This is a genomic window from Streptomyces sp. NPDC001732 (assembly GCF_053596315.1).
This window is the reverse complement of sequence record NZ_JBSFFY010000007.1, coordinates 38667-62193: the sequence shown is the minus strand read 5'-3', so window position 1 is coordinate 62193 and position 23527 is coordinate 38667. Positions and strand designations below refer to the sequence as shown.

The 23527-nt window shown below is 72.1% G+C and carries 19 protein-coding genes; 5 read left to right on the top strand and 14 right to left on the bottom strand.

All coding sequences use genetic code 11. From position 1 onward, the window contains the following. Nucleotides 1–29 precede the first annotated feature (29 nt). Together ACWCXX_RS10260 and ACWCXX_RS10255 are read left to right on the top strand one after the other, a co-directional pair. The gene (locus ACWCXX_RS10260; RefSeq protein ID WP_451125899.1) at nucleotides 30–1943 is read left to right on the top strand and encodes a prolyl oligopeptidase family serine peptidase; all 1914 of its coding nucleotides are present in this window, start codon (nucleotides 30–32) and stop codon (nucleotides 1941–1943) included. Between the two features lie 79 nt (nucleotides 1944–2022). Beyond that, nucleotides 2023–2919, top strand: a complete 897-nt coding sequence (locus ACWCXX_RS10255) for an SURF1 family protein (RefSeq protein ID WP_451125898.1) — start codon at nucleotides 2023–2025, stop codon at nucleotides 2917–2919. Between the two features lie 107 nt (nucleotides 2920–3026). Here ACWCXX_RS10255 and ACWCXX_RS10250 read toward each other — a convergent pair whose 3' ends face one another. The 7 genes from ACWCXX_RS10250 to ACWCXX_RS10220 all read right to left on the bottom strand — a co-directional run bounded on the left by ACWCXX_RS10250 (nucleotide 3027) and on the right by ACWCXX_RS10220 (nucleotide 9959). After that, nucleotides 3027–4418 carry a hypothetical protein gene (locus tag ACWCXX_RS10250; RefSeq protein ID WP_451125897.1) on the bottom strand — a complete coding sequence of 464 codons (1392 nt, stop codon included), beginning with the start codon at nucleotides 4416–4418 and terminating at the stop codon, nucleotides 3027–3029. Continuing rightward, nucleotides 4415–4990, bottom strand: coding sequence for a SigE family RNA polymerase sigma factor (locus ACWCXX_RS10245; RefSeq protein WP_148840622.1), 576 nt, complete (start codon nucleotides 4988–4990; stop codon nucleotides 4415–4417). The genes ACWCXX_RS10250 and ACWCXX_RS10245 overlap by 4 nt, the downstream gene beginning before the upstream one ends. A gap of 360 nt (nucleotides 4991–5350) precedes the next feature. Next, nucleotides 5351–6415 carry an aspartate-semialdehyde dehydrogenase gene (locus ACWCXX_RS10240; protein WP_451125896.1) on the bottom strand — a complete coding sequence of 355 codons (1065 nt, stop codon included), beginning with the start codon at nucleotides 6413–6415 and terminating at the stop codon, nucleotides 5351–5353. Then, entirely contained in the window at nucleotides 6412–7683 is a 1272-nt protein-coding gene (locus ACWCXX_RS10235) for an aspartate kinase (protein WP_451125895.1), read from the bottom strand. The genes ACWCXX_RS10240 and ACWCXX_RS10235 overlap by 4 nt, the downstream gene beginning before the upstream one ends. Nucleotides 7684–8115: 432 nt before the next feature. Next, entirely contained in the window at nucleotides 8116–8775 is a 660-nt protein-coding gene (locus ACWCXX_RS10230; protein ID WP_451125894.1) for a DUF5063 domain-containing protein, read from the bottom strand. 137 nt (nucleotides 8776–8912) lie between these two features. Then, a complete protein-coding gene (recR, locus tag ACWCXX_RS10225; RefSeq protein ID WP_451125893.1) occupies nucleotides 8913–9512 on the bottom strand; it encodes a recombination mediator RecR in 600 nt (199 codons plus the stop codon). Between the two features lie 111 nt (nucleotides 9513–9623). After that, nucleotides 9624–9959 (bottom strand): YbaB/EbfC family nucleoid-associated protein, encoded by a 336-nt coding sequence (locus ACWCXX_RS10220; protein WP_072487886.1) that lies wholly within the window; start codon nucleotides 9957–9959, stop codon nucleotides 9624–9626. A 442-nt stretch (nucleotides 9960–10401) separates the two neighbouring features. On the opposite strand from ACWCXX_RS10220, the gene ACWCXX_RS10215 reads away from it, so the two are divergent. Continuing rightward, the gene (locus ACWCXX_RS10215; RefSeq protein ID WP_451125892.1) at nucleotides 10402–11178 is read left to right on the top strand and encodes an SLATT domain-containing protein; all 777 of its coding nucleotides are present in this window, start codon (nucleotides 10402–10404) and stop codon (nucleotides 11176–11178) included. Nucleotides 11179–11386: 208 nt separating this feature from the next. Here ACWCXX_RS10215 and ACWCXX_RS10210 read toward each other — a convergent pair whose 3' ends face one another. The 4 genes from ACWCXX_RS10210 to ACWCXX_RS10195 form a co-directional block, all read right to left on the bottom strand. After that, entirely contained in the window at nucleotides 11387–12037 is a 651-nt protein-coding gene (locus tag ACWCXX_RS10210) for a hypothetical protein (protein ID WP_451126028.1), read from the bottom strand. Between the two features lie 216 nt (nucleotides 12038–12253). Further along, nucleotides 12254–13012, bottom strand: a complete 759-nt coding sequence (locus ACWCXX_RS10205) for a GntR family transcriptional regulator (RefSeq protein WP_451125891.1) — start codon at nucleotides 13010–13012, stop codon at nucleotides 12254–12256. A gap of 105 nt (nucleotides 13013–13117) precedes the next feature. Beyond that, complete coding sequence (locus tag ACWCXX_RS10200) at nucleotides 13118–14473, bottom strand: aminotransferase class III-fold pyridoxal phosphate-dependent enzyme (protein WP_451125890.1); 1356 nt, start codon at nucleotides 14471–14473, stop codon at nucleotides 13118–13120. A 182-nt stretch (nucleotides 14474–14655) separates the two neighbouring features. Beyond that, a complete protein-coding gene (locus tag ACWCXX_RS10195; RefSeq protein WP_451125889.1) occupies nucleotides 14656–15945 on the bottom strand; it encodes a hypothetical protein in 1290 nt (429 codons plus the stop codon). 309 nt (nucleotides 15946–16254) lie between these two features. On the opposite strand from ACWCXX_RS10195, the gene ACWCXX_RS10190 reads away from it, so the two are divergent. After that, nucleotides 16255–18228 carry a serine/threonine-protein kinase gene (locus ACWCXX_RS10190; RefSeq protein WP_451125888.1) on the top strand — a complete coding sequence of 658 codons (1974 nt, stop codon included), beginning with the start codon at nucleotides 16255–16257 and terminating at the stop codon, nucleotides 18226–18228. A 47-nt stretch (nucleotides 18229–18275) separates the two neighbouring features. On the opposite strand, the gene dnaN is transcribed toward ACWCXX_RS10190, so the two are convergent. Next, the gene (gene dnaN / locus ACWCXX_RS10185; protein WP_451125887.1) at nucleotides 18276–19433 is read right to left on the bottom strand and encodes a DNA polymerase III subunit beta; all 1158 of its coding nucleotides are present in this window, start codon (nucleotides 19431–19433) and stop codon (nucleotides 18276–18278) included. A 351-nt stretch (nucleotides 19434–19784) separates the two neighbouring features. Between dnaN and ACWCXX_RS10180 the strand changes: the two genes are divergently transcribed. Further along, nucleotides 19785–21314, top strand: a complete 1530-nt coding sequence (locus tag ACWCXX_RS10180) for a helix-turn-helix domain-containing protein (protein WP_451126027.1) — start codon at nucleotides 19785–19787, stop codon at nucleotides 21312–21314. Nucleotides 21315–21433: 119 nt separating this feature from the next. Here the strand turns inward: ACWCXX_RS10180 and ACWCXX_RS10175 are convergent, their stop codons facing one another. Both ACWCXX_RS10175 and ACWCXX_RS10170 read right to left on the bottom strand, forming a co-directional pair. Then, on the bottom strand, nucleotides 21434–22324 hold the full coding sequence (locus ACWCXX_RS10175; RefSeq protein ID WP_356931658.1) for a glycoside hydrolase family 19 protein: 891 nt from the start codon (nucleotides 22322–22324) through the stop codon (nucleotides 21434–21436). Nucleotides 22325–22536: 212 nt separating this feature from the next. Further along, a complete protein-coding gene (locus tag ACWCXX_RS10170; protein WP_451126026.1) occupies nucleotides 22537–23394 on the bottom strand; it encodes a glycoside hydrolase family 19 protein in 858 nt (285 codons plus the stop codon). Nucleotides 23395–23527 lie beyond the last annotated feature (133 nt).

Below are 23527 nucleotides of genomic sequence, written 5' to 3'. Positions count from 1 at the left end.
TTATCGGCGTCCGACGCAGAATGGGGGGCATGACTGAGATCACTGGTTCGACGACGGCCTCTTCCGCCCCGGATGCCGCCCCCGCGACAGCGACCGCCTCCGCACCGGGGATCGCCGCCGCCCCGGAGAGCGTCTCCGTGCCGGAGTGGGAGCAGCGTTTCCGGGCGTCGCGGGTGTCGCTGCCCGACTGGGCGGAGGACGCGCCGGACCGCGCGCTGTTCGTCTCCAACGCCACGGGCACGTACGAGCTGTACGCGTGGGACCGCACCACCGGCGAGCAGCGCCGGGTGACGGACCGGCCGAACGGCACGACGGACGGGGTGCTGCCCCCTGACGGGGAGTCGATCTGGTGGTTCGACGACACCGACGGGGACGAGTTCGGGGTGTGGATGCGCCGGCCGTTCCACGGCGGGGAGGCCGGGTCGGGCGACGAACCGGCAGTGCCCGGCCTCGCCCCCTCCTACCCGGCGGGGCTCGCGATCGGCCGGGACGGCACGGCGGTGGTCGGCCGCTCGACGGACGAGGAGGGGACGACGGTCCACGTCGTGCGCCCCGGGGCCGCTCCCGTGGAGATCTACCGCCACCGCGAGTCGGCGGGCGTCGGCGACCTCAGCCACGACGGGACGCTGATCGCCCTGGAGCACACCGAGCACGGCGACGCGATGCACTCCGCGCTGCGCGTGGTGCGGCCGGACGGCACGACGGTCGCCGAGCTGGACGACACCGAGGGCGGCACCAAGGAGCTGGGCCTGTCCGTGCTGGGCTTCGCCCCCGTGGCCGGGGACACCAGACTGCTGGTCGGGCATCAGCGGCGGGGCCGCTGGGAGCCGATGGTCTGGGACCCGACGACGGGCGAGGAGACGGACCTCGCGCTCGATCTGCCCGGCGATGTGAGCGCCGAGTGGTATCCGGACGCCTCCGCGCTGCTGATCGCGCACAGCTTCGAGGCCCGCAGCGACCTGTGGCGGTACGAGCCGGGCGCGGGCGCCCCCGTCCGGGTGGAGACCCCGGCGGGTTCGGTGTCGGGGGCCACGGCCCGGCCCGACGGCACGGTGGAGTACCTCTGGTCCTCGGCCGCGCAGCCGCCCGTCATCAGGTCCACCTCGGGCGCCGTGGTGCTCGATCCGCCCGGCCCGAAGGCTCCGGCGTCGGTGCCGGTGGAGGACGTGTGGGTGGACGGGCCCGGTGGCCGCGTCCACGCGCTCGTCCAGCGGCCCGCCGCCCCGGCCGAGGGCCCGTTCCCGACCGTCTTCGAGATCCACGGCGGCCCGACCTGGCACGACAGCGACGCCTTCGCCTCCGGCCCCGCCGCCTGGGTGGACCACGGCTACGCGGTCGTCCGGGTCAACTACCGCGGCTCCACCGGATACGGCCGCGCCTGGACGGACGCCCTCAAGCACCGGGTGGGCCTGATCGAGCTGGAGGACATCGCTGCGGTCCGGGAGTGGGCGGTGAAGTCCGGCCTCGCCGACCCGGAGAAGCTGGTCCTGGCCGGTGGCTCCTGGGGCGGCTACCTGACCCTGCTCGGCCTCGGTACGCAGCCGGACGACTGGGCGCTGGGCCTGGCCGCGGTCCCGGTCGCCGACTACGTCACGGCGTACCACGACGAGATGGAGGACCTGAAGGCGATGGACCGGACGCTGCTGGGCGGCACGCCGGAGGAGGTGCCCGAGCGCTTCGCGGCCTCGTCCCCGCTGACATACGTCGACGACGTCCGGGCCCCCGTCTACATCTCGGCGGGCGTCAACGACCCGCGCTGCCCGATCCGCCAGATCGAGAACTACGTGGACCGGCTGAAGGACCGGAACGCGGTGCACGAGGTGTACCGGTACGACGCGGGGCACGGTTCGCTCGTCGTGGAGGAGCGCATCAAGCAGGTCCGACTGGAGCTGGACTTCGCCCGCCGCCACCTGAACCCGGAACCGGCCCCGTCCGGCGAGTAGGGGGACCCGTGCGGCGCGGGCGGCCCGCCGGGCGGCCCCCGCGCCGGGTGATCCGGAACGGGGACCGTACCGTGGAGGGGTGTACCGGTTCCTGCTGACCCCGCGATGGTGGGGGATCAACCTCTTCGTCGTGCTGGCCATCCCGTTCTGCGTGTTCATGGGCACCTGGCAGCTCGGCCGCTTCGAGGACCGCGTGCAGACGCACGACGCCGCCACGAAGCAGCCCGCCCCCGGCACGAGGGCCGCCGAGCCGCTCGACGACCTCCTGCCCGTCGACAAGGTGACCTCCGGCCGCCCCGCCACCGCCACCGGCCGGTACGCCGACCAGTTCCTGGTCCCCGGACGGGAGCTGGACGACAAGAGCGGCTTCTACGTCCTGAACATGCTCCGTACGGACACCGGCAAGGCCCTGCCGGTGGTACGGGGGTGGCTGCCCGGCAGGCCCGGGACCACCCCCGTCCCCGCCGCGCCGACCGGCAGGGTCACTGTGACCGGCGACCTCCAGGCGTCCGAGAACGCCGGCACGGCGGGGGCCGACGCGCGGGGCGGGCTCCCCGACGGACAGCTGGGCATCATCAGCGCCGCGTCGCTGGTCAACCTCGTCCCGTACGACGTCTACGACGCCTGGGTGACGCTCCAGGACACGGGCGCCGGGGCGGGCCACGGGACGACGGGCGCGCTGCGCCCCGTACCGGCCGCCGCCGCGCAGGGCACCGGGCTCGACCTGAAGGCGTTCCAGAACCTCGGCTACACCGGTGAGTGGTTCGTCTTCGCCGGCTTCGTGCTCTTCATGTGGTTCCGCCTGGTCCGCCGCGAGGCCGAAGCGGCACGCGACCTGCGCCTGGGCCTCGTCACGGAGACGGAGGCCCAGGAGGCACGGGAAGCGCAGGCGCCGCCGACAGAGACAAAGACGGCCGACGCCGGCGCCGACTCGGGCAGGGGTGCCGGTTCCGCCGTGGGCACCGGAGCCGTCTGAGACACGAAGGCTCCGGGACACGGACGCTCCGGGCGACATGCACGCGCATGGGGTGAGGGCCCGCCGAATCGATTTGGCGGGCCCTCACCCCATGCAGGCGTCACGTGTCACGTCGCGGCGGCCAGCACCCCGGTCCGGTAGATCGTGCCCGAGCAGGCGTTGGGGATCGTCGCCGTCGCGACCGGTGCCCCCGCCTCCGGCGTGTGCATCACGGAGACGCTGCCGTCCTGGATGCCGCCGTCCTCACCGAGGAACTGCGTGCCCGTGTCCGTCGTCCCGTCGCCACTGCCGGTACCGGCCACCGCGGCACCGCCCGCACCGCCCTCGCCGTCCGTCGGTGTCGGGGTCGGTGAGCCCCCGGCGGTCGGGCAGGTGTCCTTCGGCACCCAGGCGAACTTCACCTCGTACGCCATGGACGGCTTCAGCAGCACCGTCTGCTGCTCCTGCGAGGGGTCGGGCAGGCCGGGGGCCCCGTCGCCCGCGGTGTGGCGGACGACCATGATCCTGGTCTCGTCGGCCGCGCCCATCGTCTGGAAGCCCACGCTGCCGCCGCTGTTCACCGCGCACTCCGCGCCGGAGACGTTGGCGATGCGGAAGGTGCCGTAGACCGTGCCGTCGGCACCGGGCGCGCCGGTCTCGGCCGAGGCGACCCCGAGCTGGCCCGGTCCGCAGGCCACCATGGCGGTCACCTCGGTACGGGCCGGGTCGGCGGCCCCGCCCGCCAGGTTGCCGTCGTTGCCCTGGCCTCGGCTGCCGGAGGGACTGACGGTGCTCTCGGGGTGGTTCGGATCGCCGTCGGTCCGCCCGTCGGTGTGACCGCCGCTGTCCTTCCCGTCGCGCTCCGAACCGGCCTCGGTGCCGTTGCCGCCCTGCGCCTGCTCGCCGTGCCCGGCTATCGCGGGGTCGGCCGTGCTCGAACCGTCGGAGTTCGCGACGTGGACGAAGGCGGGCACCGCGGTGCCGATGAGCAGCGCCGCCGCGGCCAGCCCGACGACGGCCTGCCGCCGCTTGGCGCGCCGGACGGGCACCGCGCGCTGCAACCGGTCGAGCGTGCCGTCGCGGGGCTCGATGTTCTGGACGGCGCCGTGCAGCATGCGGCGCAGCGCGACCTCGTCGAGCTCCGCGTCACCACCGCTCAGCCCGACGCCGCTCAGCCCGTCGCCGTTCAGCTTGTTGTCCGGGCGCGCGCCGTCCCGCGAGCCCGGACCCGGGCCGAAGTCCGAGCCGAAGAGGTTGCTCAGACTGCCGAAGCCGACCGTCTCGGTGGCGTCGGCGGCATCGGCCGTACCGGACACACCGGCCGTATCGGCAGCCTCCGCCGGCTCGGCCGACCCGGCCGAGCCGGTCGGGTCCGCGTCCCGGTTCTCAGGCAGGGCGTTCTCCGCCCCGTCGTGGTTCACAATCCCTTTTCCAGTCCGGTCAATCCGATGCTCACGTCCGGCGCCGTCGCGCGGCTCACGCTCCGGGCCGTTCTCGTAGGTGCGGTCGCGCCGGCTCATCCCTGCGCCTCCATCACGACGCGCAGCGCCGCGATCCCCCGGGAGCCGTAGGCCTTGACCGAGCCCAGGGATATCCCCAGCGTCTCGGCCACCTGTACCTCCGTCATGTCCGCGAAGTAACGCAGCACCAGCACTTCCCGCTGCCGCCGCTGGAGCCCCCGCATCGCCTTGATCAGCGCGTCCCGCTCCAGCTGGTCGTACGCGCCCTCCTCCGCGCTCGCCATGTCCGGCATCGGCTTGGAGAGCAGCTTCAGCCCGAGGATGCGGCGGCGCAGCGCGGAACGCGAGAGGTTGACCACCGTCTGACGCAGGTAGGCGAGCGTCTTCTCGGGGTCCCGCACCCGATTGCGCGCCGAGTGGACCCGGATGAACGCCTCCTGCACCACGTCCTCGCACGAGGCCGTGTCGTCCAGGAGCAACGCCGCGAGCCCGAGCAGCGATCGGTAGTGGGCGCGATAGGTCTCGGTGAGGTGGTCGACCGTGGTTCCGGCAGCCACGCTCTCCTCAGCGCCCTCGCGCTGCGACGGCAGCCGTGCGGGGCGTGCGGCGGGCATGGGCGCGATCACCGGCATGCCGCCGGGCGCGCGGGGCCGCCGGAGCGGGCGCACCGAAGCGCCTCGCAAGGGACCCACCACTGTGATATCGAGAACCTCTGCCACGCCAGTTGGACACGTTTCCCCCCGTCAGGGTTGTACGCGCGCGGCACCTCGTTCGGCGCTGTGCGACATGCCCTCATACGTACCTGCTCTTCCCCAAGTGCCCCGAATACGCGCCCCGCCGCGTCAAAGGTGACCGCATAGACGCATACTCCCCGGCCTGCGGTTGCAGCGGGCCGGACCGTCATCGTCGGACACCCCGGCACCCCACCTCAAGATGTTCAGGACTTCAACTTACTCACAGGGCATCCACAGAACGTGCGAATCGGGTTCGATTCAGACATGGGGGAACTCGGCGGCCACCGACTCGGCGATCTGCGCCACGTTCAGCGCGGCTCCCTTGCGGAGGTTGTCGCCGCAGACGAACAGCTCCAGGCAGCGGGGATCGTCCATCGACCTGCGCACCCGCCCGACCCAGGTCGGATCGGTGCCGACGACGTCGGACGGCGTCGGGAAGTCCCCCGCCGCCGGGCTGTCGTACAGCACCACGCCGGGCGCCGTCGCCAGGATCTCGTGCGCCCGGTCGACCTCGACCTCGTTCTCGAACCTCGCGTGGACGGACATCGAGTGCGTCGCGACGACGGGTACGTACACGCAGGTGGCGGCCACCCGGAGGGTCGGCAGGTCCAGGATCTTTCGGCACTCCTCGCGGATCGCCAGCTCCTCCGACGACCAGCCGTCCCCGGCCTCGGTGCCCGCCCAGGGCACCACGTTGAGGGCCACCGGGGCGGCGAAGGGGCCGCTTCCCGCGTCGCCCAGGGCCCGGCGCACGTCCCCGGGCCGCGTGCCCAGTTCCGTACCGGCGACCATCGCCAGCTGTTCGCGCAACGCCGCGACGCCGTCGCGCCCCGCCGCGCTCACCGCCTGGTACGAGGAGACGATCAGTTCCCGCACCCCGTATTCGGCGTGCAGCGCGCCGACCGCGACGATCAGCGAGAGCGTGGTGCAGTTCGGGCTCGCGACGATGCCGCGCGGTCTGATCCGTGCGGAGTGCGGGTTGATCTCCGGCACGACCAGCGGGACGTCGGAGGCCAGCCGGAAGGCGGCGGAGTCGTCGACGACGACCGCGCCCTTGGCGGCGGCGACCGGCGCCCACTGCGCGGCGATGTCCTCCGGCACCAGGAACAGCGCCACGTCCACGCCGTTGAAGACGTCCTCGGAGAGCGCGAGGACCTCGCTCTCCTCGCCGCGCACGACCAGCTTGCGGCCGGCCGAGCGCGGCGAGGCGATCAGCTTCACGTCGCCCCAGACGTCCGCGTGCTGCGAAATGATCTGGAGCATGACGCCGCCGAGCGCCCCGGTCGCCCCGACGACCGCGAGCGAAGGGCGGCGCGCGGTCATCGGCCGGTGCCCCCGTAGACGACGGCCTCGTCGGAGTCGCTGTCCAGGCCGAAGGCTGTGTGCACGGCGCGCACGGCCTCGGTGACGTCGTCGGCACGGGTGACCACCGAGATGCGGATCTCGGACGTCGAGATCAGCTCGATGTTCACGCCGGCGTCCGACAGCGCCTCGAAGAAGCCCGCCGTGACCCCGGGGTTGGTCTTCATACCGGCGCCGACCAGGGAGATCTTCGCGATCTGGTCGTCGTAGCGCAGCGACTCGAAGCCGATGCCGCCGCGGTTGCGCTCCAGGGCGTCGATGGCCTTGCGGCCCTCGGCCTTGGGCAGCGTGAACGAGATGTCGGTCAGGCCGGTCGCCGCGGCGGAGACGTTCTGCACCACCATGTCGATGTTGATCTCCGCGTTCGCGATCGTGCGGAAGATCGCGGCGGCCTCGCCCGGCTTGTCGGGCACGCCGACGACGGTGATCTTGGCCTCGGAGACGTCATGGGCGACTCCGGAGATGATCGCGTGCTCCACCTTCTGGTCCCCTTGCGGCTCGTTGCTGACCCAGGTTCCGCGCAGTCCGGAGAAGGAGGAGCGGACGTGGATCGGGATGTTGTAGCGGCGTGCGTACTCCACGCACCGGTGCAGCAGCACCTTGGAGCCGGACGCGGCCAGCTCCAGCATGTCCTCGAAGGAGATCCAGTCGATCTTCCGTGCCTTCTTCACGACCCGCGGGTCGGCGGTGAAGACCCCGTCCACATCGGTGTAGATCTCGCAGACCTCGGCGTCCAGCGCGGCGGCGAGCGCGACCGCGGTGGTGTCGGATCCGCCCCGGCCGAGGGTGGTGATGTCCTTCTTGTCCTGGGACACGCCCTGGAACCCCGCGACGATCGCGATGTTCCCCTCGTCCAGCGCCGTACGGATACGGCCCGGCGTCACATCGATGATGCGCGCCTTGTTGTGGACCGAGTCGGTGATGACGCCCGCCTGGCTGCCGGTGAACGACTGGGCCTCGTGGCCCAGGTTCTTGATCGCCATCGCCAGCAGGGCCATGGAGATCCGCTCTCCGGCGGTCAGCAGCATGTCGAACTCACGCCCCGCCGGTATCGGCGATACCTGCTCGGCGAGATCGATCAACTCGTCCGTCGTGTCGCCCATCGCGGACACCACGACAACCACCTGGTTGCCGCTCTTCTTGGCATCGACGATTCGCTTGGCGACGCGCTTGATGCCCTCGGCATCGGCTACGGAGGAGCCTCCGTACTTCTGCACGACAAGGCCCACGTGCGCTCCTCGCTCAGTCCATTACTGCGGTCGGCTCAGTTTAACGAGCAGCCCGAAAACGCCCTGCCCATACCACATGGTGAGATGTCCCGCTCAGCACGTGATCTTCGGCATGTCGTTCCGAGCTGCTCGCACAGGGTCTGCTGCCCGCCGATCGGACCCGCACTCCCGTATGTGGTCCAGCCCACACGCCCGGCGGGCCCGGGGCGCGTTTCGAAAGTCCCGCCCGGCCGGGAACGCCCAGGTCCCGAGCCGGCGGTGCTTCACCTCCAGCGTGGACCGGAATCCCGTGATCCGCCCCTCGGAAGCCCCCACCATGCGCAATCCGCTCCGCGCGCTCCCCGTGTTCCCGGCCCGGGACATGCCGGAGGGGGCCGTTCCGGAAGCCGGATCCAGCCGGCTTCCCCGGCCCCCTCGGGCCCCGTTCGTCGTCTACTGCACCGGGCGCAGCCCCAGCGGGCCCGCGATCTCCTCGGCCATCACGCGGCCCGCCTCCTCGGCGAGGTCGTCGTCGATGGTCTCCGAGTCCGTGTCCAGGCCGTCCAGCTCCTGGAGGGGCTGGTTGAGGCGGATGTGGGCGATCAGGGACTGGAGGGCGCGCAGGGCGGCGGAGGCGGTGGAGCCCCAGTTGGAGAAGTAGGAGAACTGCCACCACCACAGGGCCTCGGTCGCGCGGTCCTCCTCGTAGTGGGCCAGCCCGTGGCGCAGGTCGGTGACCAGGTCGGCCAGGTCGTCGGAGATCCGGGCCGGTACGGGCGCCTTGCGGGGCTCGTACGGGTCGAAGACCTCGGAGTAGACGTCGATGGGTTCCAGCAGGGCGGCGAACCGCTCGCGCAGCCCGTCCGCGTCCGGCTCCGCACCGAGGTCCGGTTCGTAGCGCTCGTCGGGGACGATGTCCTCGTACGCGCCCAGCCGGCCGCCCGCCAGCAGGAGCTGGGAGATCTGGAGCAGCAGGACGGGGACGGCCTCCTCGGGCTCCTCGACCTTGGACACCTCGGTGACCGCGACGATGAACGTCTTGATCTGGTCGGCGATCTGGACGGCGAAGTCGTCCGGGTCCTGCGTGACGGAGTTCAGCGTGGCGTCAGACATCGAGGGGACCTCCCGTGGGCACGGTCGCGAACGGTGAGTAGAACATAGCCTCGCTGAACGTAAGGCCGTCGTGAGTCGCGGGAACGGTCATCAACCGAACACCTGACGACATAAAGGCGTCACACATCAGGCGCACCTCACACATCGAGCAGCCGCCTCCCCTCGAAGGCGCGGCCCAGGGTCACCTCGTCCGCGTACTCCAGGTCGCCGCCCACCGGCAGGCCGCTGGCCAGCCTGGTGACGCGGAGGCCCATCGGCTTGACCATCCGCGCCAGGTACGTCGCGGTGGCCTCGCCCTCCAGATTGGGGTCGGTCGCCAGGATCAGCTCCGTGATCGAACCGTCGGCGAGACGGGCGAGCAGTTCACGGATGCGCAGATCGTCCGGGCCGACGCCCTCGATCGGGCTGATCGCGCCGCCGAGCACGTGGTACCGGCCGCGGAACTCACGGGTCCGCTCGATCGCGACGACGTCCTTCGGCTCCTCGACCACACAGATCACCGCCGGGTCCCGGCGGGCGTCGCGGCAGATGTTGCACTGCTCCTGCTGGGCGACGTTGCCGCAGACCGTGCAGAACCGCACCTTGTCCTTGACCTCCAGGAGGGCATGGGCGAGGCGGCGCACATCGGTCGGTTCGGCCTGCAGGACGTGGAAGGCGATCCGCTGGGCGCTCTTGGGACCGACGCCGGGCAGCCTGCCCAACTCGTCGATGAGGTCCTGAACCACGCCTTCGTACAACGGGAACGCCTTCCTTTCCTGTTCTGTCCTGTACCGGACCGCCGCCCGGACGGGTCGTCCGGTGAGCCGGGTCCGGCCGTCTCGTGCTCGACGGGTGCGGGAGGCCGGGCCTCAGAAGGGGAGGCCGGGCATGCCGCCCAGGCCCTGGGCGAGCGGGCCCAGCTTCTGCTGCTGGAGCTGCTGCGCGTTCTCGTTCGCCGCCTGGACCGCGGCGACGACGAGGTCCGCGAGCGTCTCGGTGTCCTCCGGATCGACGGCCTTCGGGTCGATCACCAGGTTGCGGAGCTCGCCGGAACCGGTCACGGTCGCCTTCACGAGACCACCGCCCGCCTGGCCCTCGACCTCGGTCCTGGCCAGTTCCTCCTGGGCCGCGGCGAGGTCCTGCTGCATCTTCTGGGCCTGCTGCAGCAGCTGCTGCATGTTGGGCTGACCACCACCGGGAATCACGGTTGCTCCTGGCAATTCGACGACAAAATGTTTCGGTACGCCGAGCCTACGTGGTCCCCGGGCAGTGCGCCCTACCCACTGGCGGGCAACTCTTTCGAGTGAGTTTCAGGCAACGCCAGGAAGCCTCCTATACCTGATCACAGGCCCCGCGCACCCGGGAATACCGCGATTTCTACCCCATGGCCCACCATTCGGCGGTAGGAAGGGCATGCGCATCGGTATGCACGAGTACACAGGCCGTCACGCAAGGTTACCTACTCGGGGCGTTCGACCACGCCGCAGAGCGGTGAGTGTGCCGCACGGCAGCCCCCGCACCACCCGCAGCACCCACGAGCCCCACCGCACGAGCCCCACCGTCGGAACGCGCCGCCGTCGGAACGACCACCGCCGGCACGCACGCCGTACATCAGGCACCGCCACGCAGAACACAGAGGAGTACCCGGTGAGCCAGCCGGAGATGCAGCCCGAGGGGTCGCCCCGCAACGAGCCCGGTCCGGCCGGCTCGGGCTCCGGCGGGCACGGCCGGGACGCCCGGGTCCGGGATCTGACCGGTACGCCGTTTCCGCTCGGCGACTGGGGCGAACCCGCCGACCGGCTCGACGAGCTGTACCGCTGGGTCGAGACCGACGCGCTGCGCACCGCCGACTGGTACCTGAACGACCGGGTGTGGAAGCGGCGCGGGGCCAGGGCGCTGCGGGTCGGCACCGCGCTCGGGGCGGTCGCGGGCGCCGCGCTGCCGCTGCTCGACCTGACCGGGGCGCTGCAGGGGGCGGCGGGCTGGGGCTATCTGTCGCTGCTGCTGGGCGCGGCGTGCATGGCGTGCGACCGGTACTTCGGCCTGACCTCGGGCTGGATAAGGAACCTCGCCACCGCCCAGGCCGTGCAACGGCGCCTCCAGGTGCTGCAGTTCGACTGGGCGTCGGAGTGCGTGCGGGAGATGCTCGGCCCGACCGAGGGGACGGCCAGCGAGGCGGCCGAACGGTGCCTCGGGGTGCTGCGGCGGTTCTCGGAGGACATCACGGAGCTGGTGCGCACCGAGACCGCGGACTGGATGGTGGAGTTCCGCGCCGGGCCCGCCCCGATGGGGATGCAGACACTCACCTCGGCCGGCGGGAACGGCGGGCGCACGGATCAGGGCGCGCTGCCGGGGCGGTTCCCGTTGCAGACGATGACCCGGCCGAACATGCCGCGCCAGCGGCCCCCGGAGTCCCCCCGCTGACCCGGCCGGGTCGACGTGCGGGCCTCCCCGCGAGAGGGGTGGCCCCGGAGGCGTTGCGGCCGCCCCCGGGCCACCGGCTCGTTCCCGGGCCGGTGACCCGCGCAGCACACTTCCGGCGCCGGGCCGGGCCTGTCCTGGGGCGTGTTTCGAAAGTCCCGCCCGGCCGGGAACGCCCTCCGGGCGGACGACGCCGCTTACGAAACATGCCCTAGCTGAAGATGATCATTGAGCCCTGGGCGAGACTGCGGGTGGCCGCCGCGTGCAGTCCCAGCCAGACGTGCCGCTCGCGGGCGAACGGGCTGGGGTCGTACGGGGCCGGGTCCGCCCGTTCCTCCAGGGCGGTCGGGGCGACGGGCGCCAACGGGGCGGCCGGCGGGTTCGCCGGGTCGATGCCGATGGACGGGGCCATGTACTGCAGCTCCCGCAGCAGTCCGTGCGAGGAGCCGAGCGGGCCGCCGCCCTGCAGCAGGTCGTCGTTGGAGAGCGGAACGGCGAAGTCGAGCGGGACGTACGCCCCGGCGTGGTCGTAGTGCCAGACCAGGTGGGACTGTTGGGCCGTCGGCTCGAACATCTCCAGCAACTGCTCGTAGTCCCCGCCCAGTTCGTCGACCGGCGTGACCTCGAGACCGCTGAGCTGGAGCAGGTAGGCGCGGCGCAGGAAGTGCAGGGCCTCGTAGTCGAATCCCGCGACCGGGGCCACGTCACCCGTCAGCCCCGGCATGTAGGCGTAGACGGGGACGGGCGGCAGGCCCGCCTCGCCCAACGCCTTGTCGTAGACGGCTATCTCTTCGGCGAACGGGTTGTCGGGGCTGTGGCACAGCACGTCGACGAGGGGGACCAGCCACAGGTCACAAGCCACGAAGTCTCGCTCTCCCACGGGTGCGCATCGGAATGTTCGGAATGGTCGGAACAGCGTAATGCGACGGGCGCGTTGCGCACAGTGGCCCGTCGTCCAGGGGGGTGCGACCGGCCCCTCGTCGGGGGCCCGACCGGCGTGACAGGGGCGCGCGACCGGGCACGGCGGCGGGGTCGCGGTGCCCCGGGGTCGCGGCGCCGTGACGCCCCGTCGGCCGGGTCACGGGGCCGCCGGGCCACCGCCCGGGTCCCGTACGGCCGGGCGCGCGGCGTGGTCGGGGTGTTCGAGCTCACCGGCCGCGAGCCGGTCCGCCCAGGTCAGCGCGTGCGTGTTGTAGTCGTCCAGCACCGCGCGCACCCCGTCGCGGTCGCCGGCGGTGATCGCCGCGACCAGGTCCGGGTGCCGGTTCCAGAGCCAGGCCCTGGCCCGTGCGTCGTGGCGCAGGTACGGCACCGCGAACACCCAGGACTGGACGCGCAGTCGGTGCAGGAAGTCGTTGATGTACGGGTTGCCCGCGAGCGCGCCCAGTTCGCGCCAGAACCGCAGGTCGTAGCCGATGAGGATGTCGAGGTCGCCGCCCAGCGCCGCCCGCGCCGCCTCCTGGGCCCTGCGGCGCAGGGAGACGATGCAGTCCCGGTACGCCGCCACCTGCGCCATCGAGGGCCTGGGGGTGAAGAAGATGTCGCGGATGACGCCGTTGATGACCAGGGTGCGGGCCTCGACCATCGACCGGTAGTCGGCGATGCCGAACTCGCGCACCCGGAAGCCCCGGTGCTGGTCCGACTCCAGCAGCCCCTGCGCGGAGAGGTCGAAGAGCGCCTCTCGCACCGGGGTCGCCGAGACGCCGTACTGCTCGGCGATCTGCTTGACGGTGAATTCCCGTCCCTGTCGCAGACGCCCGGCGAGCACCTCGTCACTCAGCGCGTCCGCGATCTGTTGCCGCAGCGTACTGCGGGTCACAGCTCCGCTCGCGCCCATGGCGCCCCTCCCCGTTCCTCGGCTCCGGTCACCTTAAGCCAGGCTCGTCGTGCCCGGATCCGGGCAGGGGAGGGGCGCCGCGCTACTGGACCGCGCGCACCCCGGTCACACCGTGTGTTCGTCGGCCACCGACAGCGCCGCGTCGAGGGCCGCGAGCCCTTCCCTGGCCTCGGCCTCGGTGATGTTGCAGGCCGGAACCGCGTGCGTGCGGTTCATGTTGACGAACGGCCACAGGCCGTTCTTCTTCGCCGCCGCCCCGAAGGCCGCCATCGGGGTGTTGGCCTCGCCCGAGGCGTTGTACGGAACGAGCGGTTCGCGGGTCTCCTTGTTGCGCACCAGGTCCAGCGCCCAGAACGCGCCGAGGCCGCGCACCTCGCCGACCGACGGGTGATTCTCGGCCAGTTCGCGCAGGCCGGGGCCGAGGACCGTCTCGCCGATGCGGGCGGCGTTCTCGATGACCTTCTCGTCCTCCATCACGTGGATGGTGGCGACGGCCGCCGCACAGGCCAGCGGGTGGCCGGAGTAGGTCAGTCCGCCCGGGTAGGGGCGGGTGTCGAACGTCGCGGCGATCTCGGCCGAGATGGCGACGCCGCCGAGCGGCACGTAACCGGAGTTGACGCCCTTGGCGAAGGTCATCAGGTCCGGCACCACGTCGAAGTGGTCGGCGGCGAACCACTTGCCGGTACGGCCGAATCCGGCCATCACCTCGTCGAGGACGAAGACGATGCCGTACCGGTCGCAGATCTCGCGCACACCCGCGAGGTAACCGGGCGGCGGCGTCATGATGCCCGCCGTGCCGGGGATCGTCTCCAGGATGATCGCGGCGACGTTGGCGACGCCCTCGAAGGCGAGGGTGTCCTCCAGGTGCTGGAGCGCGCGGGCGCACTCCTCGGCCTCGGTCTCGGCGTGGAACGGCGAGCGGTAGAGGAACGGCGCCCAGAAGCGGACGACGCCCGCCGAGCCGTTGTCGGACGGCCAGCGGCGCGGGTCGCCGGTCAGGTTGATCGCGGTGGAGGTGGCGCCGTGGTACGAGCGGTAGGCGGAGAGCACCTTCGTACGGCCGGTGTGCAGCCGGGCCATGCGGACGGCGTTCTCGACGGCCTCGGCACCGCCGTTGGTGAAGAAGATCTTGTCCAGGTCACCGGGGGTGCGCTCGGCGATGAGGCGTGCGGCCTCGGAACGCGCCTCGATCGCGAACGCGGGGGCGAAGGTGGCGAGCCTGCCCGCCTGCTCCTGGATCGCGGCGACGACGGTGGGGTGCTGGTAGCCGATGTTGGTGTAGACGAGGCCGCTGGTGAAGTCCAGGTAGCGGTTGCCGTCGTAGTCCCAGAAGTACGCCCCCTCGGCGCCGGCGACGGCGAGCGGGTCGATCAGGCCCTGGGCGGACCAGGAATGGAACACGTGCGCACGGTCGGCGGCCTTCACGGCCGCACCGGCGGCGGGGTCGACATGAGGGGTCATGCGGTGAGCGTAGGTCGTGCCGGGAGCGGCCGGACATGGCCACCTTGTATGGCGTGGGGCCCTTCCGGGTCGGCAGGGTGTCGGGGGTCCCGGGCGGTGAGCCGACCGGTTCACCGCCCGATGCACCTCCCGGCACGCCGGCGCGTCGCCCCCGGCCACCCCGCCCCGCCGCGCCCCGGGAACTACCGGGAGACCCGCATCCCGAACACGAAGCGCTTGCCCACGGCCTCGGTGAGGCCCCACACCCGTCCGGTGTTCCGGGTGATCCCCTGGTAGCTCAGGTCCTCGGGTCCCGTCGGCAGCTCCCACAGTTTCCGGGCCGTGCCGACCCCGCGGGAATCGAGCCGCACACCGCTGTAGTACCCGTTTCCGCCGCCCCTGCTGACCGACAGGTAGAGCCTGCCCCTGATGCTCACCGCGCCCTGCATGCCGCGCCCCCGCGGCAGCCCCGACCCGCGCTCGACGCGGTACACGGCCGACGAGACCGCGCTCGCCGCCCCCGGCAGCATGCGCGGGTACGGGCTGTTGTGGCCGATGTCCCAGCGGGCCACGATCGCGTGGTCCTTGCCGGGCTCCCACTCGTTCACGACGAGCGACCGGTACGGGCGGGCCGGGTCCCGGTCGACCGACACCTGGGAGAACTTGAGCCGCTCCTGTCCCTGCGCCTCCACCCGGTAGACGCGGCTGAGCGGCAACGCGTACGGCTCCCCGAACGCGTGGAAGACCCCGCGGGAGTCCTTGCCGCAGCGGTCCAGCCTGCCCCCGACCGGGAACATGTCGTCGATGTCGAACACGAAGAGCGCGCCCGTGCGGCTCTCGGTGACGTACAGCTTGTTCCCGTACCAGGCCAGTCCCCCGGCGTGCAGGCCGTACAGCGGCTCGAAGCCGTAGCCGCCCGAACTGCGGGTCGGCAGCACCAGCAGGGCGTACCAGTACTTCGGCGTGCGGCCGGTCAGGTCGATGATCGCGATGCGGCCGCCCCGGTTCTCCGCATGCTCCTCCGTCCTGTCGTACCAGGAGACCAGCAGGATGTCCCTGCCCCGCCGGCCGGTGGCGTCGTAGACGGTGGAGATGCCCTGGGGCCACCAGGTGTCCTGCAGGGCGTGGCTGTCCTTCTCGCTCCACCAGAACGCCCGGTCGGGCCGCCGCGTCGAGCCCGGCCACCAGTTCCCGGGAGGCGTGGCCCGCTTCTTCGGAGGGCTGTTCCGCCCCTCGTACTGCGCCTTCCCCCTCAGCACGCCGGCCACGTCGATCCGGCCCAGCCCCTCCTTGCTGCGGAGCCCCCTGATCGACTCCTCCAGCAGCGCGGAGTGCGCCGCGTCGTACGTGAGGCCCATGGGCCGCTCGGCGGGGGTCGCCGCCACCGCGTCCGACGCCGCCGCGGCCTCCCCCGGCACCAGCAGCCCGCTCGTCGCCGCGACGACCGGAGCCGCCGCCATCCCTCGCAGAATCGTTCTCCGTGTGGTGTCCATGTCGACGGACCATAGGGCGGAACAACTCGGCCCAGAACAGCAGAAGTTGTCCCGGACCTGTCCGGGACAGGTCCGGAGACGTGCCGGACAGGTGCCGGAGACGTTCCCGACAGGTTCGGGAGAGGCCCCGGGCAAAGTCACGCCCTGCCCGGGACGGGCCTTGTCCGCGTTCCCGGCCGAAGCGGCGGCCTTCGCGTTCCCGGCCGAAGCGGCGGCCGAAGCCGCAACCGTCCTGCCCGCGTCGTGCGTGGATCCCTATGATCGAGCGCACCGCTTCAGCTCAACCCCGGGGGAAGGACGTCCAGCGCCATGCAGAGCCTGACGCCACAGGATCCGCGCGCCATCGGCGCGTACCGGTTGCTCGCCCGGCTCGGCGAAGGCGGCATGGGCCAGGTGTTCCTCGCCAGGTCGGCGAACGGCCGCACGGTCGCGGTGAAACTCGTCCGCCCCGAGCTGGCCGCCCAGCAGGAGTTCCGCGACCGGTTCCGCCACGAGGTGCGGGCCGCCCGCCAGGTCGGCTCCGCCTGGACCGCCCCCGTGCTGGACGCGGACACGGAGGCGGACGTGCCCTGGGTCGCGACCGGCTACGTCGCCGGGCCCTCCCTCCACGCCACCGTAACCGGCCGGTCCCGCCCCGCGCCGGGCACCCCGTCCGGCGCGTACGGCCCCCTGCCCGGACGCTCGGTCCACATCCTGGGCGCGGGCCTCGCGCACGCCCTCCAGGACATCCACGCCGCCGGGCTCATCCACCGGGACCTCAAGCCCTCCAACGTCCTGCTGACGATCGACGGGCCGCGCGTCATCGACTTCGGCATAGCCAGGGCCCTGCACACCGTCACCGACGGCGGCGCCACCCGCACCGGGGCCCTGATCGGCTCGCCCGGCTTCATGGCGCCCGAGCAGGTGCGGGGCGAGCGGGTCACCCCGGCGTGCGACGTCTTCTGCCTCGGCTCGGTGCTGGCGTACGCCTCGACCGGCCGACTCCCCTTCGGCACCTCCGACAGCGGTGTGCACGCCCAGCTGTTCCGGATCGCGCAGGAGGACCCGGACCTGACCGGCGTTCCCGTGGACCTCGTCGAACTGATCGGGGACTGCCTGCGAAAGGACCCGGGCGCCCGCCCCACGACGGACGCGATCCTGGAGCGCCTGGCCGACGGCGACACCGCCGAGCCCTGGCTCCCCGGCGCACTCATCGCCCAACTCGGCCGTCATGCCGTGGAGTTGCTGGACTCCGAGGACCCGCAGGACCCCGAGGCTCCCGACGGCCCCGAGGATCTCAAGGGCCTCAAGGACCTCAAGGACACGGCCGGGCCCGAGCCCGTACCGGACCGGGAACCCCCGGCTGCCGCTGCCGCAGCGGCGGCAGCCGCGTCCCCGACGCCTCCGGCCACCCCCGTGCCTCCTGCGGACCGCCCCGTCCACACGCTTCCCACGGTGATCGGGGCCTCGGCCCCGCCTCCCGGGCCCGCACCGACCCACTCCCCCGCGTACGGCTACCCGCAGCAGCCCGCCCAGCCGCACCCCGGCCAGGACTTCGCCCCCCGGCAGGGCAGCCCCGGGTACGGCCACCCGCAGCCGCAGCCGCAACCGCAGCCCCCGTCGCCGCAGCAGCAGTACGGTTTCGGCGCCGTGCCCCCGAACGGGACGCCCCCGTACGGTCCGCAGTACCCCACCGCCCCGCAGCCCGTCCCCGAGCCGGAGCGTCGCGGCCGGGGCTCGACCGTGGCGCTCGTTCTCGTGGCCGTGCTCGTCGCCATGGGCGCGGGTGGTTCCGTCTACGCCCTCATGAACGAGAAGGGGAAGAAGAACACGGTGTCCCCCACCGAGTCCCCGTCCCCCACCGACACCTCGTCAGGCTCTCCCGGCTCCAACGGCCCGTCCACCGCGGTCCCCACCCCCACCGACGGCGGGAAGAACGGCGCCGGTCCCGTTCCGTCCGGTTACCTCGGTTCCTGGTCGGGCTCCATCGACAACGCCGCGGGGCACTCCACCCGCAAGCTCGTCATCCAGCAGGGCGCGGTCGGCGACACCGTCCTCAGCCTCACCGCGGACGGCCCGCTCGACACCGGCGGCTCCTACCACTGCGTCTTCCAGGCCGAGTTGGTCTCCGAACCGGCTCCGGGCGGCCCCGTCGAGGTCGGCCCCTCCACGGTCACGGTGGGCGAACCCATGACGTCCTGCACCGCGGGAAAGGCCACCACGCTGACCCTGCTTCCGGACGGCACCCTGCGCCGCGAGAACCCCGACAGCGGCGAGCGGCTCACGTACACGAAGGACGACTGACACAGCCGTTCCGACGGCTGCCGCCGCTCGACTCGGCGGCAGCCGTGTCAGACCAGCGGTCTGGCCGACATCAGCAGATGGCGGTGGGACGGGCGCGACACCTCTCCCCCGGCATCCCCCGCCCGCTCCCTCGCCGCTTCCTCCGCGGAGGCCCAGCCGGTGACCATCGCGCGCTGGCCGGGGCCCATCAGCTCGAACCGGATCACGGGATCGTCGAACGAGGCCAGGGCGTCCATCAGGTACGCGGGGTTGAAGGCGACCGTCAGCTCGTCGGTGCCGTCGAGGACGGCGGGCAGCCGCTGGAAGGCCACGTCGTCCTCGTAACCCGCCTGGAGCAGCACCGACCCCTCGGAGAAGGACAGTTGGAGCGGACTGCCGCCCTCCGCGACCACGGCGACGCGTTTGACGGCGTCGACCAGGGGCGCGCGGTCCGTCACCGCCGTGACCGCGTCGGTCATCGTGAACAGCTTGTCGTGCCGCGGGAGTCGGCCGTCGAACAGCCGCACCGTGGTCCGCATCCCGGCCAGTTCGAAACCGGCCGAACCACCGTCCAGCGCCAGCCGGACCATGCCGCCCCCGCCGAACGAACGGGCGATCTCGGTCAGTCGACGGGCCGAGACCACCACGTCGGCCCCACCGTCGGCCCCGGCCCCGTCCGGCTTCCACGACAGGGTGCGCACCGCGAACCGGTAGCGGTCCGTCGCGGCGAGCGTCATCGTGTCGCCGTCCAGCGCCAGCCGGACACCGGTGAGGGTCGGCAGCGTGTCGTCCCGGCCCGCCGCCACCGTCACGTGGGAGACGGCCGCGGCGAACTCCTCCGCGTCCACGGAACCCAGCACTTCCGGCAGCGTCGGCAGTGCTGGGTAGTCGTCGAACGGCAGCACCGAGAGGCCGAACCGGGCCCCTCCGCCCGTCAGCGAGAACCGCGAACCCTCGACCGCGCACTCCACGGCCCCCTCGGGCAGCACCCGGCACACATCGAGCAGCCGACGGCCCATGACCAGCACTTTCCCGGCCCGTACCGTCTCCGCCCCGACCTCGATGCACGCGGACGCCTCGTAGTCGAGACCCGAGATGCGCAGTCTGCCGTCGGCCGTCTCCAGCAACAGGCCGCCCAGCACGGGAACGGGCGAACGCGTGGGCAGCACCCGGGCCGCCCACGCCACTGCGTCGGTCAGCACACTGCGCTCGATGCGGAAGTCCATGTGGCGGCCTCTTCCCCCAGTCGGTTCCGATCGTGGTCGCGATCGGAACCGACCCTAGAGGCCGCCACTGACAACGAGGGGTGGTGACCACGGTCGCCGCCGACGGCAGCAGCCACCCCCGTGAACTGCTGCCGTCGCCCCCCTGCCCCCGTAACTTCCTCCCCCAGGGGCTTCCCGCAACCGTGTTCGAAACTCTAGGCGCTGGCCCAGAACCCCAAAAGCTTCAGTTCGCACTGCGTAAGCCGTCTTGGGTAACAACCCGCACAGTCAAACCGGTACTCTGCACTCCGGTTCTTCGGTGGAAGCGGAGGATGCGTGGGCACGCGGGAACGGGCCGACGACGTACTGCGGATGTACCGGCTGGCCCGGTCGGGCGGGTGCCGGGAGCTCCTGCGCTGGGTGTCCGGCCGGGCCGCGGGCTGGGCCGGGCTGCTCGACGACGACGGCGCCGTCCTGCACGGCGCGGCCCGGAGTACGGACGGCACGGGCGCCGAGGCCGCCGTGCTGGCGGGCGAGTGCGTGCGGGAGGTGGCGGGGCTCGACGCGCACTCCTTCTCGTTCGACCGGGGGGAGCACACCGCGCTGCTGTTCCCGCTCGAAGCACCACCGGACTCCACCGCTCCGACCCTGGTCGTGGTCGCGCCGCGCCCACTGCCCGAAGGGCTCCCCACACTGCTCTCCGACGTGGCGATGCCGCTGACCATGTCCTGGGCGGCGGAGTCGGTGGAACGCAAACGGCGGCGCATCGACCTCGCGGAGTCCCGGGGCCGGGAGGCGGTACTGCACCTGCTGATGACCGGTCAGCTGTCCATCGCGCGCCAGGTGGCCGGGGCACTGAAGCCCACGCTGCCCGACCCCGTCCGGGTGTACGTCGTGGAGTGCCGGGTCGGCGACCGGGACGAGGTGACACGGATCTGCACGAAGCTGTCCGGCGGCCGGTCCTGGATCGTGCGGTGCCCGGTGTACTCGCGCCACGTGATCCTCGTCGTACCGGCGGACGCGGACACGGGCGGTGGCACGGGCACGGACGGTGGCACGGGCGGGAAGGGGGCCGGGGCCGAACAGTGGCTGGGCACCCGGATCGCCGACGCGGTGGCCGAGTGCGTGGTCGGGGCCAGCGAGGACGTACCGCTGTCCGACACCGCGACCGGGTACCGGCAGGCGTTCCACGCACTGGCCGTGGCCCGCGGGCTGCCCGCCCGGCACGCCCGCTTCGGCTCGGCGCAGGAGCCCGCCCTGGTCGTCGGAGAGGCCGGGGCCCGTTGGGCGAAGGCCCTGCTGAACCCGTTGCTCACCCACGTACCGCGGCGCAGCCACGACCCAGGCAGCCAGGAACTCGCGGCGACCCTCGCCTCCTGGCTCGCGTTCTCCTCGCACGCGACCCAGCACCTGAAGATCCACCGCAACACCCTGGCCGCCCGGCTCCGGCTGATCGGCGAACTGCTCGGCCTCGATCTGAACCGGGTCGGCGACCAGGCCGCCCTCGACCTGGCCCTGCGCGTCCACGCCACTCCCACCGCTCCCCCGGCGGCCTCCGCCGACGGGCCGGAACCCCCGGCGCCCCATCGCCTGGACGACATCCTGCGCACCACGGCCATGCGGGAATGGGCGGACCGGCAGCTGCGTCCGCTGACCGGTCCCGACGGTTCCAAGGGCACCGCCGATCCGCGCGAGACGCTCCGCACCTGGCTGGAGTGCGAGGCCCGGACGCCCGCGACCGCAGACGCGCTGGGCATCTCCGTACCGGGGGTCCGCAAGCGGCTCACCCGGCTCGAATCGGCGCTCGGGCGCTCCCTGCTCCAGGCGCCGAGCGCCCGCTACGACCTGTGGCTGGCCTTCCGCGCCCTGGACCTGGCGGAGGAGGCCGGAACGGACGGGTGAACGGCCCGGCAAACCGCACCGGCCGCCCCGACGACGTGCGTCGGGACGGCCGGTGCGGGTCAGCCGGGTCAGCGGCTCGGGCGGGATCGGCGGGATCGGCCGAGTCCGGCAGGGGTCGGTCAGCAGCTCAGGTTGGAGCCGGGGGTGGTGCCGAGGATGGCGGTGAACGCCTTGTAGCGGTCGATGCGGCTCTGGACCTGGGCGGGGTTGCCGCCGTTGCACTCCAGGGTGCCGTTGATCGAGCGGATGGTCTCGCCGAAGCCGGCGCCGTTCACCATGGCCTGGTGGGCCGTCATGGTGCCGGGGCCGTTCTGCGTGTTCCAGTACCAGAGGCCGGTCTGCCAGGCGATCGAGGCGTTCTGCTCGACCAGGTACGGGTTGCCCAGCAGGTCGATGCCGAGCGCGTCACCGGCGGCCTTGTAGTTGAAGTTCCAGCTGAGCTGGATCGGACCGCGCCCGTAGTACGCGGCCTGACCGGCCGGGCAGCCGTACGGCTGGCTGCTGTCGCAGTAGTGCGGGTAGTTGGACGTGTTCTGCTCGACCACGTACACCAGGCCGCCCGTCTCGTGGCTGACGTTGGCGAGGAACGCCGCCGCCTCCTGGCGCTTGACGGTGTCGCTGCCGGTGTTCGCGAAGCCCGGGTAGGCGCTCAGGGCATCGGTCAGGCCCTGGTACGTGTAGAAGGAATTCCGGTTCGGGAACATCTGGTTGAACTGGGCCTCGCTGACGACGAAGCCGGACGGGTTCGGCTCGCCCGGGTCCGTACCGCCGCCACCGCAACTGCCCTGGTCCGCCCAGACGTCGGAGCTGCCGGGGGTCTCGTTCTGGGTCCACCACTTGGCGGTCCAGTTGTGGCCGTTGTGGGAGGCCGACTTGCCGCCCGTGTAGACGGACGAGGAGTTCCAGGGGGCCGCGCACTCCGCCGCGGCGGCGGTGGAGGCGGGAAGGACGACGAGCATCGCGACGAGCGCACCGAGCGCGGCCAGCAGACCCATGACACGCCTGACCATGTGATCACTCCTTCGGTGCGGCGCACCGGGCTGGGCGGTGCGCCGCCATGGGGGGGTGGTTGACCGTCACTCAAGCGTCGATGGTCTGGACCTGTCAAGGTCTAGACCAGCCCCGAATATTCTTCCGAAACCGCCGCACGCCGCGCCCCGGGCGACGGAACGGGTTCGCGAACTCCCCTTCCAACACCGCCCGCTGAGGAGGAGTCAGCAGGTCAGCAGCCCAGCCGGGAACCCGGCGCCACACCGAGGACGCCGGTGATCCGCTCGTACTTGGCGACCCGGGCCGCGACCGATTCGGGATTGCCGCCGTCGCACTCCAGGGCGCCGTTGAGCGAACGGATCGTCTCGCCGAAGCCCGCACCGCCGACCATCGCCTCGTGCGAGGTCATCGTGCCGGGGCCGTTCTGGGTGTTCCAGTACCAGAGCGCCGTCCGCCAGGCGACGGACGGATCCTGCTCGACCAGCCAGGGGTTGTGGAGGAGGTCGAGGCCGAGGGCGTCACCGGCGGTCTTGTAGTTGAAGTTCCAGCTGAACATGATCGGGCCGCGCCCGTAGTACGCGGTCCGCCCGGCCGGGCAGCCGTACGGCCGGCCGTAGTCGCACTTGCGCCAGTAGTTGGCCTCGTTGATCTCCTTCACGTACCGCAGCCCGACCGACTCGAAGTCGGCGTGGGTCAGGAAGGCCGCCGCCTCCCGGGCCCGCGTGGCCGGCGTTCCGGTGTTCGCGAAGCCCGGGTAGGCGTTCAGGGCGTCGATCAGGCCCTGGTACGTGTAGAAGGGGTCGCGGTCCGGGAAGATTTCGTCGAACTGCGCCTCGCCGACGACGAAGTCGGAGACCCCGCCCGCGCAGGCGCCCCGGTCGTCCCAGGCGCCCGTGGCGCCCGGATTCTCGTTCAGGGTCCACCACCTGGCCGTCCAGTTGCGGCCGTGGTGCGAGACGGTGCCGCCCGCCGAGTATGCCGTGGAGGGGTTCCAGAGGGGTGCGCACCGGACGGTCCCGGAGGCGGCCGGGGCCGCGGCGGACGCGGCGGGGGCGGGGAGGAACACGGCCGTCGCGAGGACGGCACCCAGCACGGACAGAAGGCCCTTGATGCGTTTCAGCGCTGCTCACTCCTTCGGAAGGGCACGCCGAACACCTCAGCGGGCCGTCGGAACGTCCCGCCACTCAAGCCGTATTGGTCTGGACCTGTCAAGACACGGGTCG

Coding starts and splice junctions, on each gene's coding strand:
- dnaN (WP_451125887.1), bottom strand. CDS start 19,433: ATGGACTTCCGCATCGAGCGCAGTGTGCTGACCGACGCAGTGGCGTGG.
- ACWCXX_RS10180 (WP_451126027.1), top strand. CDS start 19,785: ATGTACCGGCTGGCCCGGTCGGGCGGGTGCCGGGAGCTCCTGCGCTGG.
- ACWCXX_RS10260 (WP_451125899.1), top strand. CDS start 30: ATGACTGAGATCACTGGTTCGACGACGGCCTCTTCCGCCCCGGATGCC.
- ACWCXX_RS10200 (WP_451125890.1), bottom strand. CDS start 14,473: ATGACCCCTCATGTCGACCCCGCCGCCGGTGCGGCCGTGAAGGCCGCC.
- ACWCXX_RS10250 (WP_451125897.1), bottom strand. CDS start 4,418: ATGAGCCGGCGCGACCGCACCTACGAGAACGGCCCGGAGCGTGAGCCG.
- ACWCXX_RS10190 (WP_451125888.1), top strand. CDS start 16,255: ATGCAGAGCCTGACGCCACAGGATCCGCGCGCCATCGGCGCGTACCGG.
- ACWCXX_RS10240 (WP_451125896.1), bottom strand. CDS start 6,415: ATGACCGCGCGCCGCCCTTCGCTCGCGGTCGTCGGGGCGACCGGGGCG.
- ACWCXX_RS10230 (WP_451125894.1), bottom strand. CDS start 8,775: ATGTCTGACGCCACGCTGAACTCCGTCACGCAGGACCCGGACGACTTC.
- ACWCXX_RS10175 (WP_356931658.1), bottom strand. CDS start 22,324: ATGGTCAGGCGTGTCATGGGTCTGCTGGCCGCGCTCGGTGCGCTCGTC.
- ACWCXX_RS10245 (WP_148840622.1), bottom strand. CDS start 4,990: ATGCCGGTGATCGCGCCCATGCCCGCCGCACGCCCCGCACGGCTGCCG.
- ACWCXX_RS10195 (WP_451125889.1), bottom strand. CDS start 15,945: ATGGACACCACACGGAGAACGATTCTGCGAGGGATGGCGGCGGCTCCG.
- ACWCXX_RS10205 (WP_451125891.1), bottom strand. CDS start 13,012: ATGGGCGCGAGCGGAGCTGTGACCCGCAGTACGCTGCGGCAACAGATC.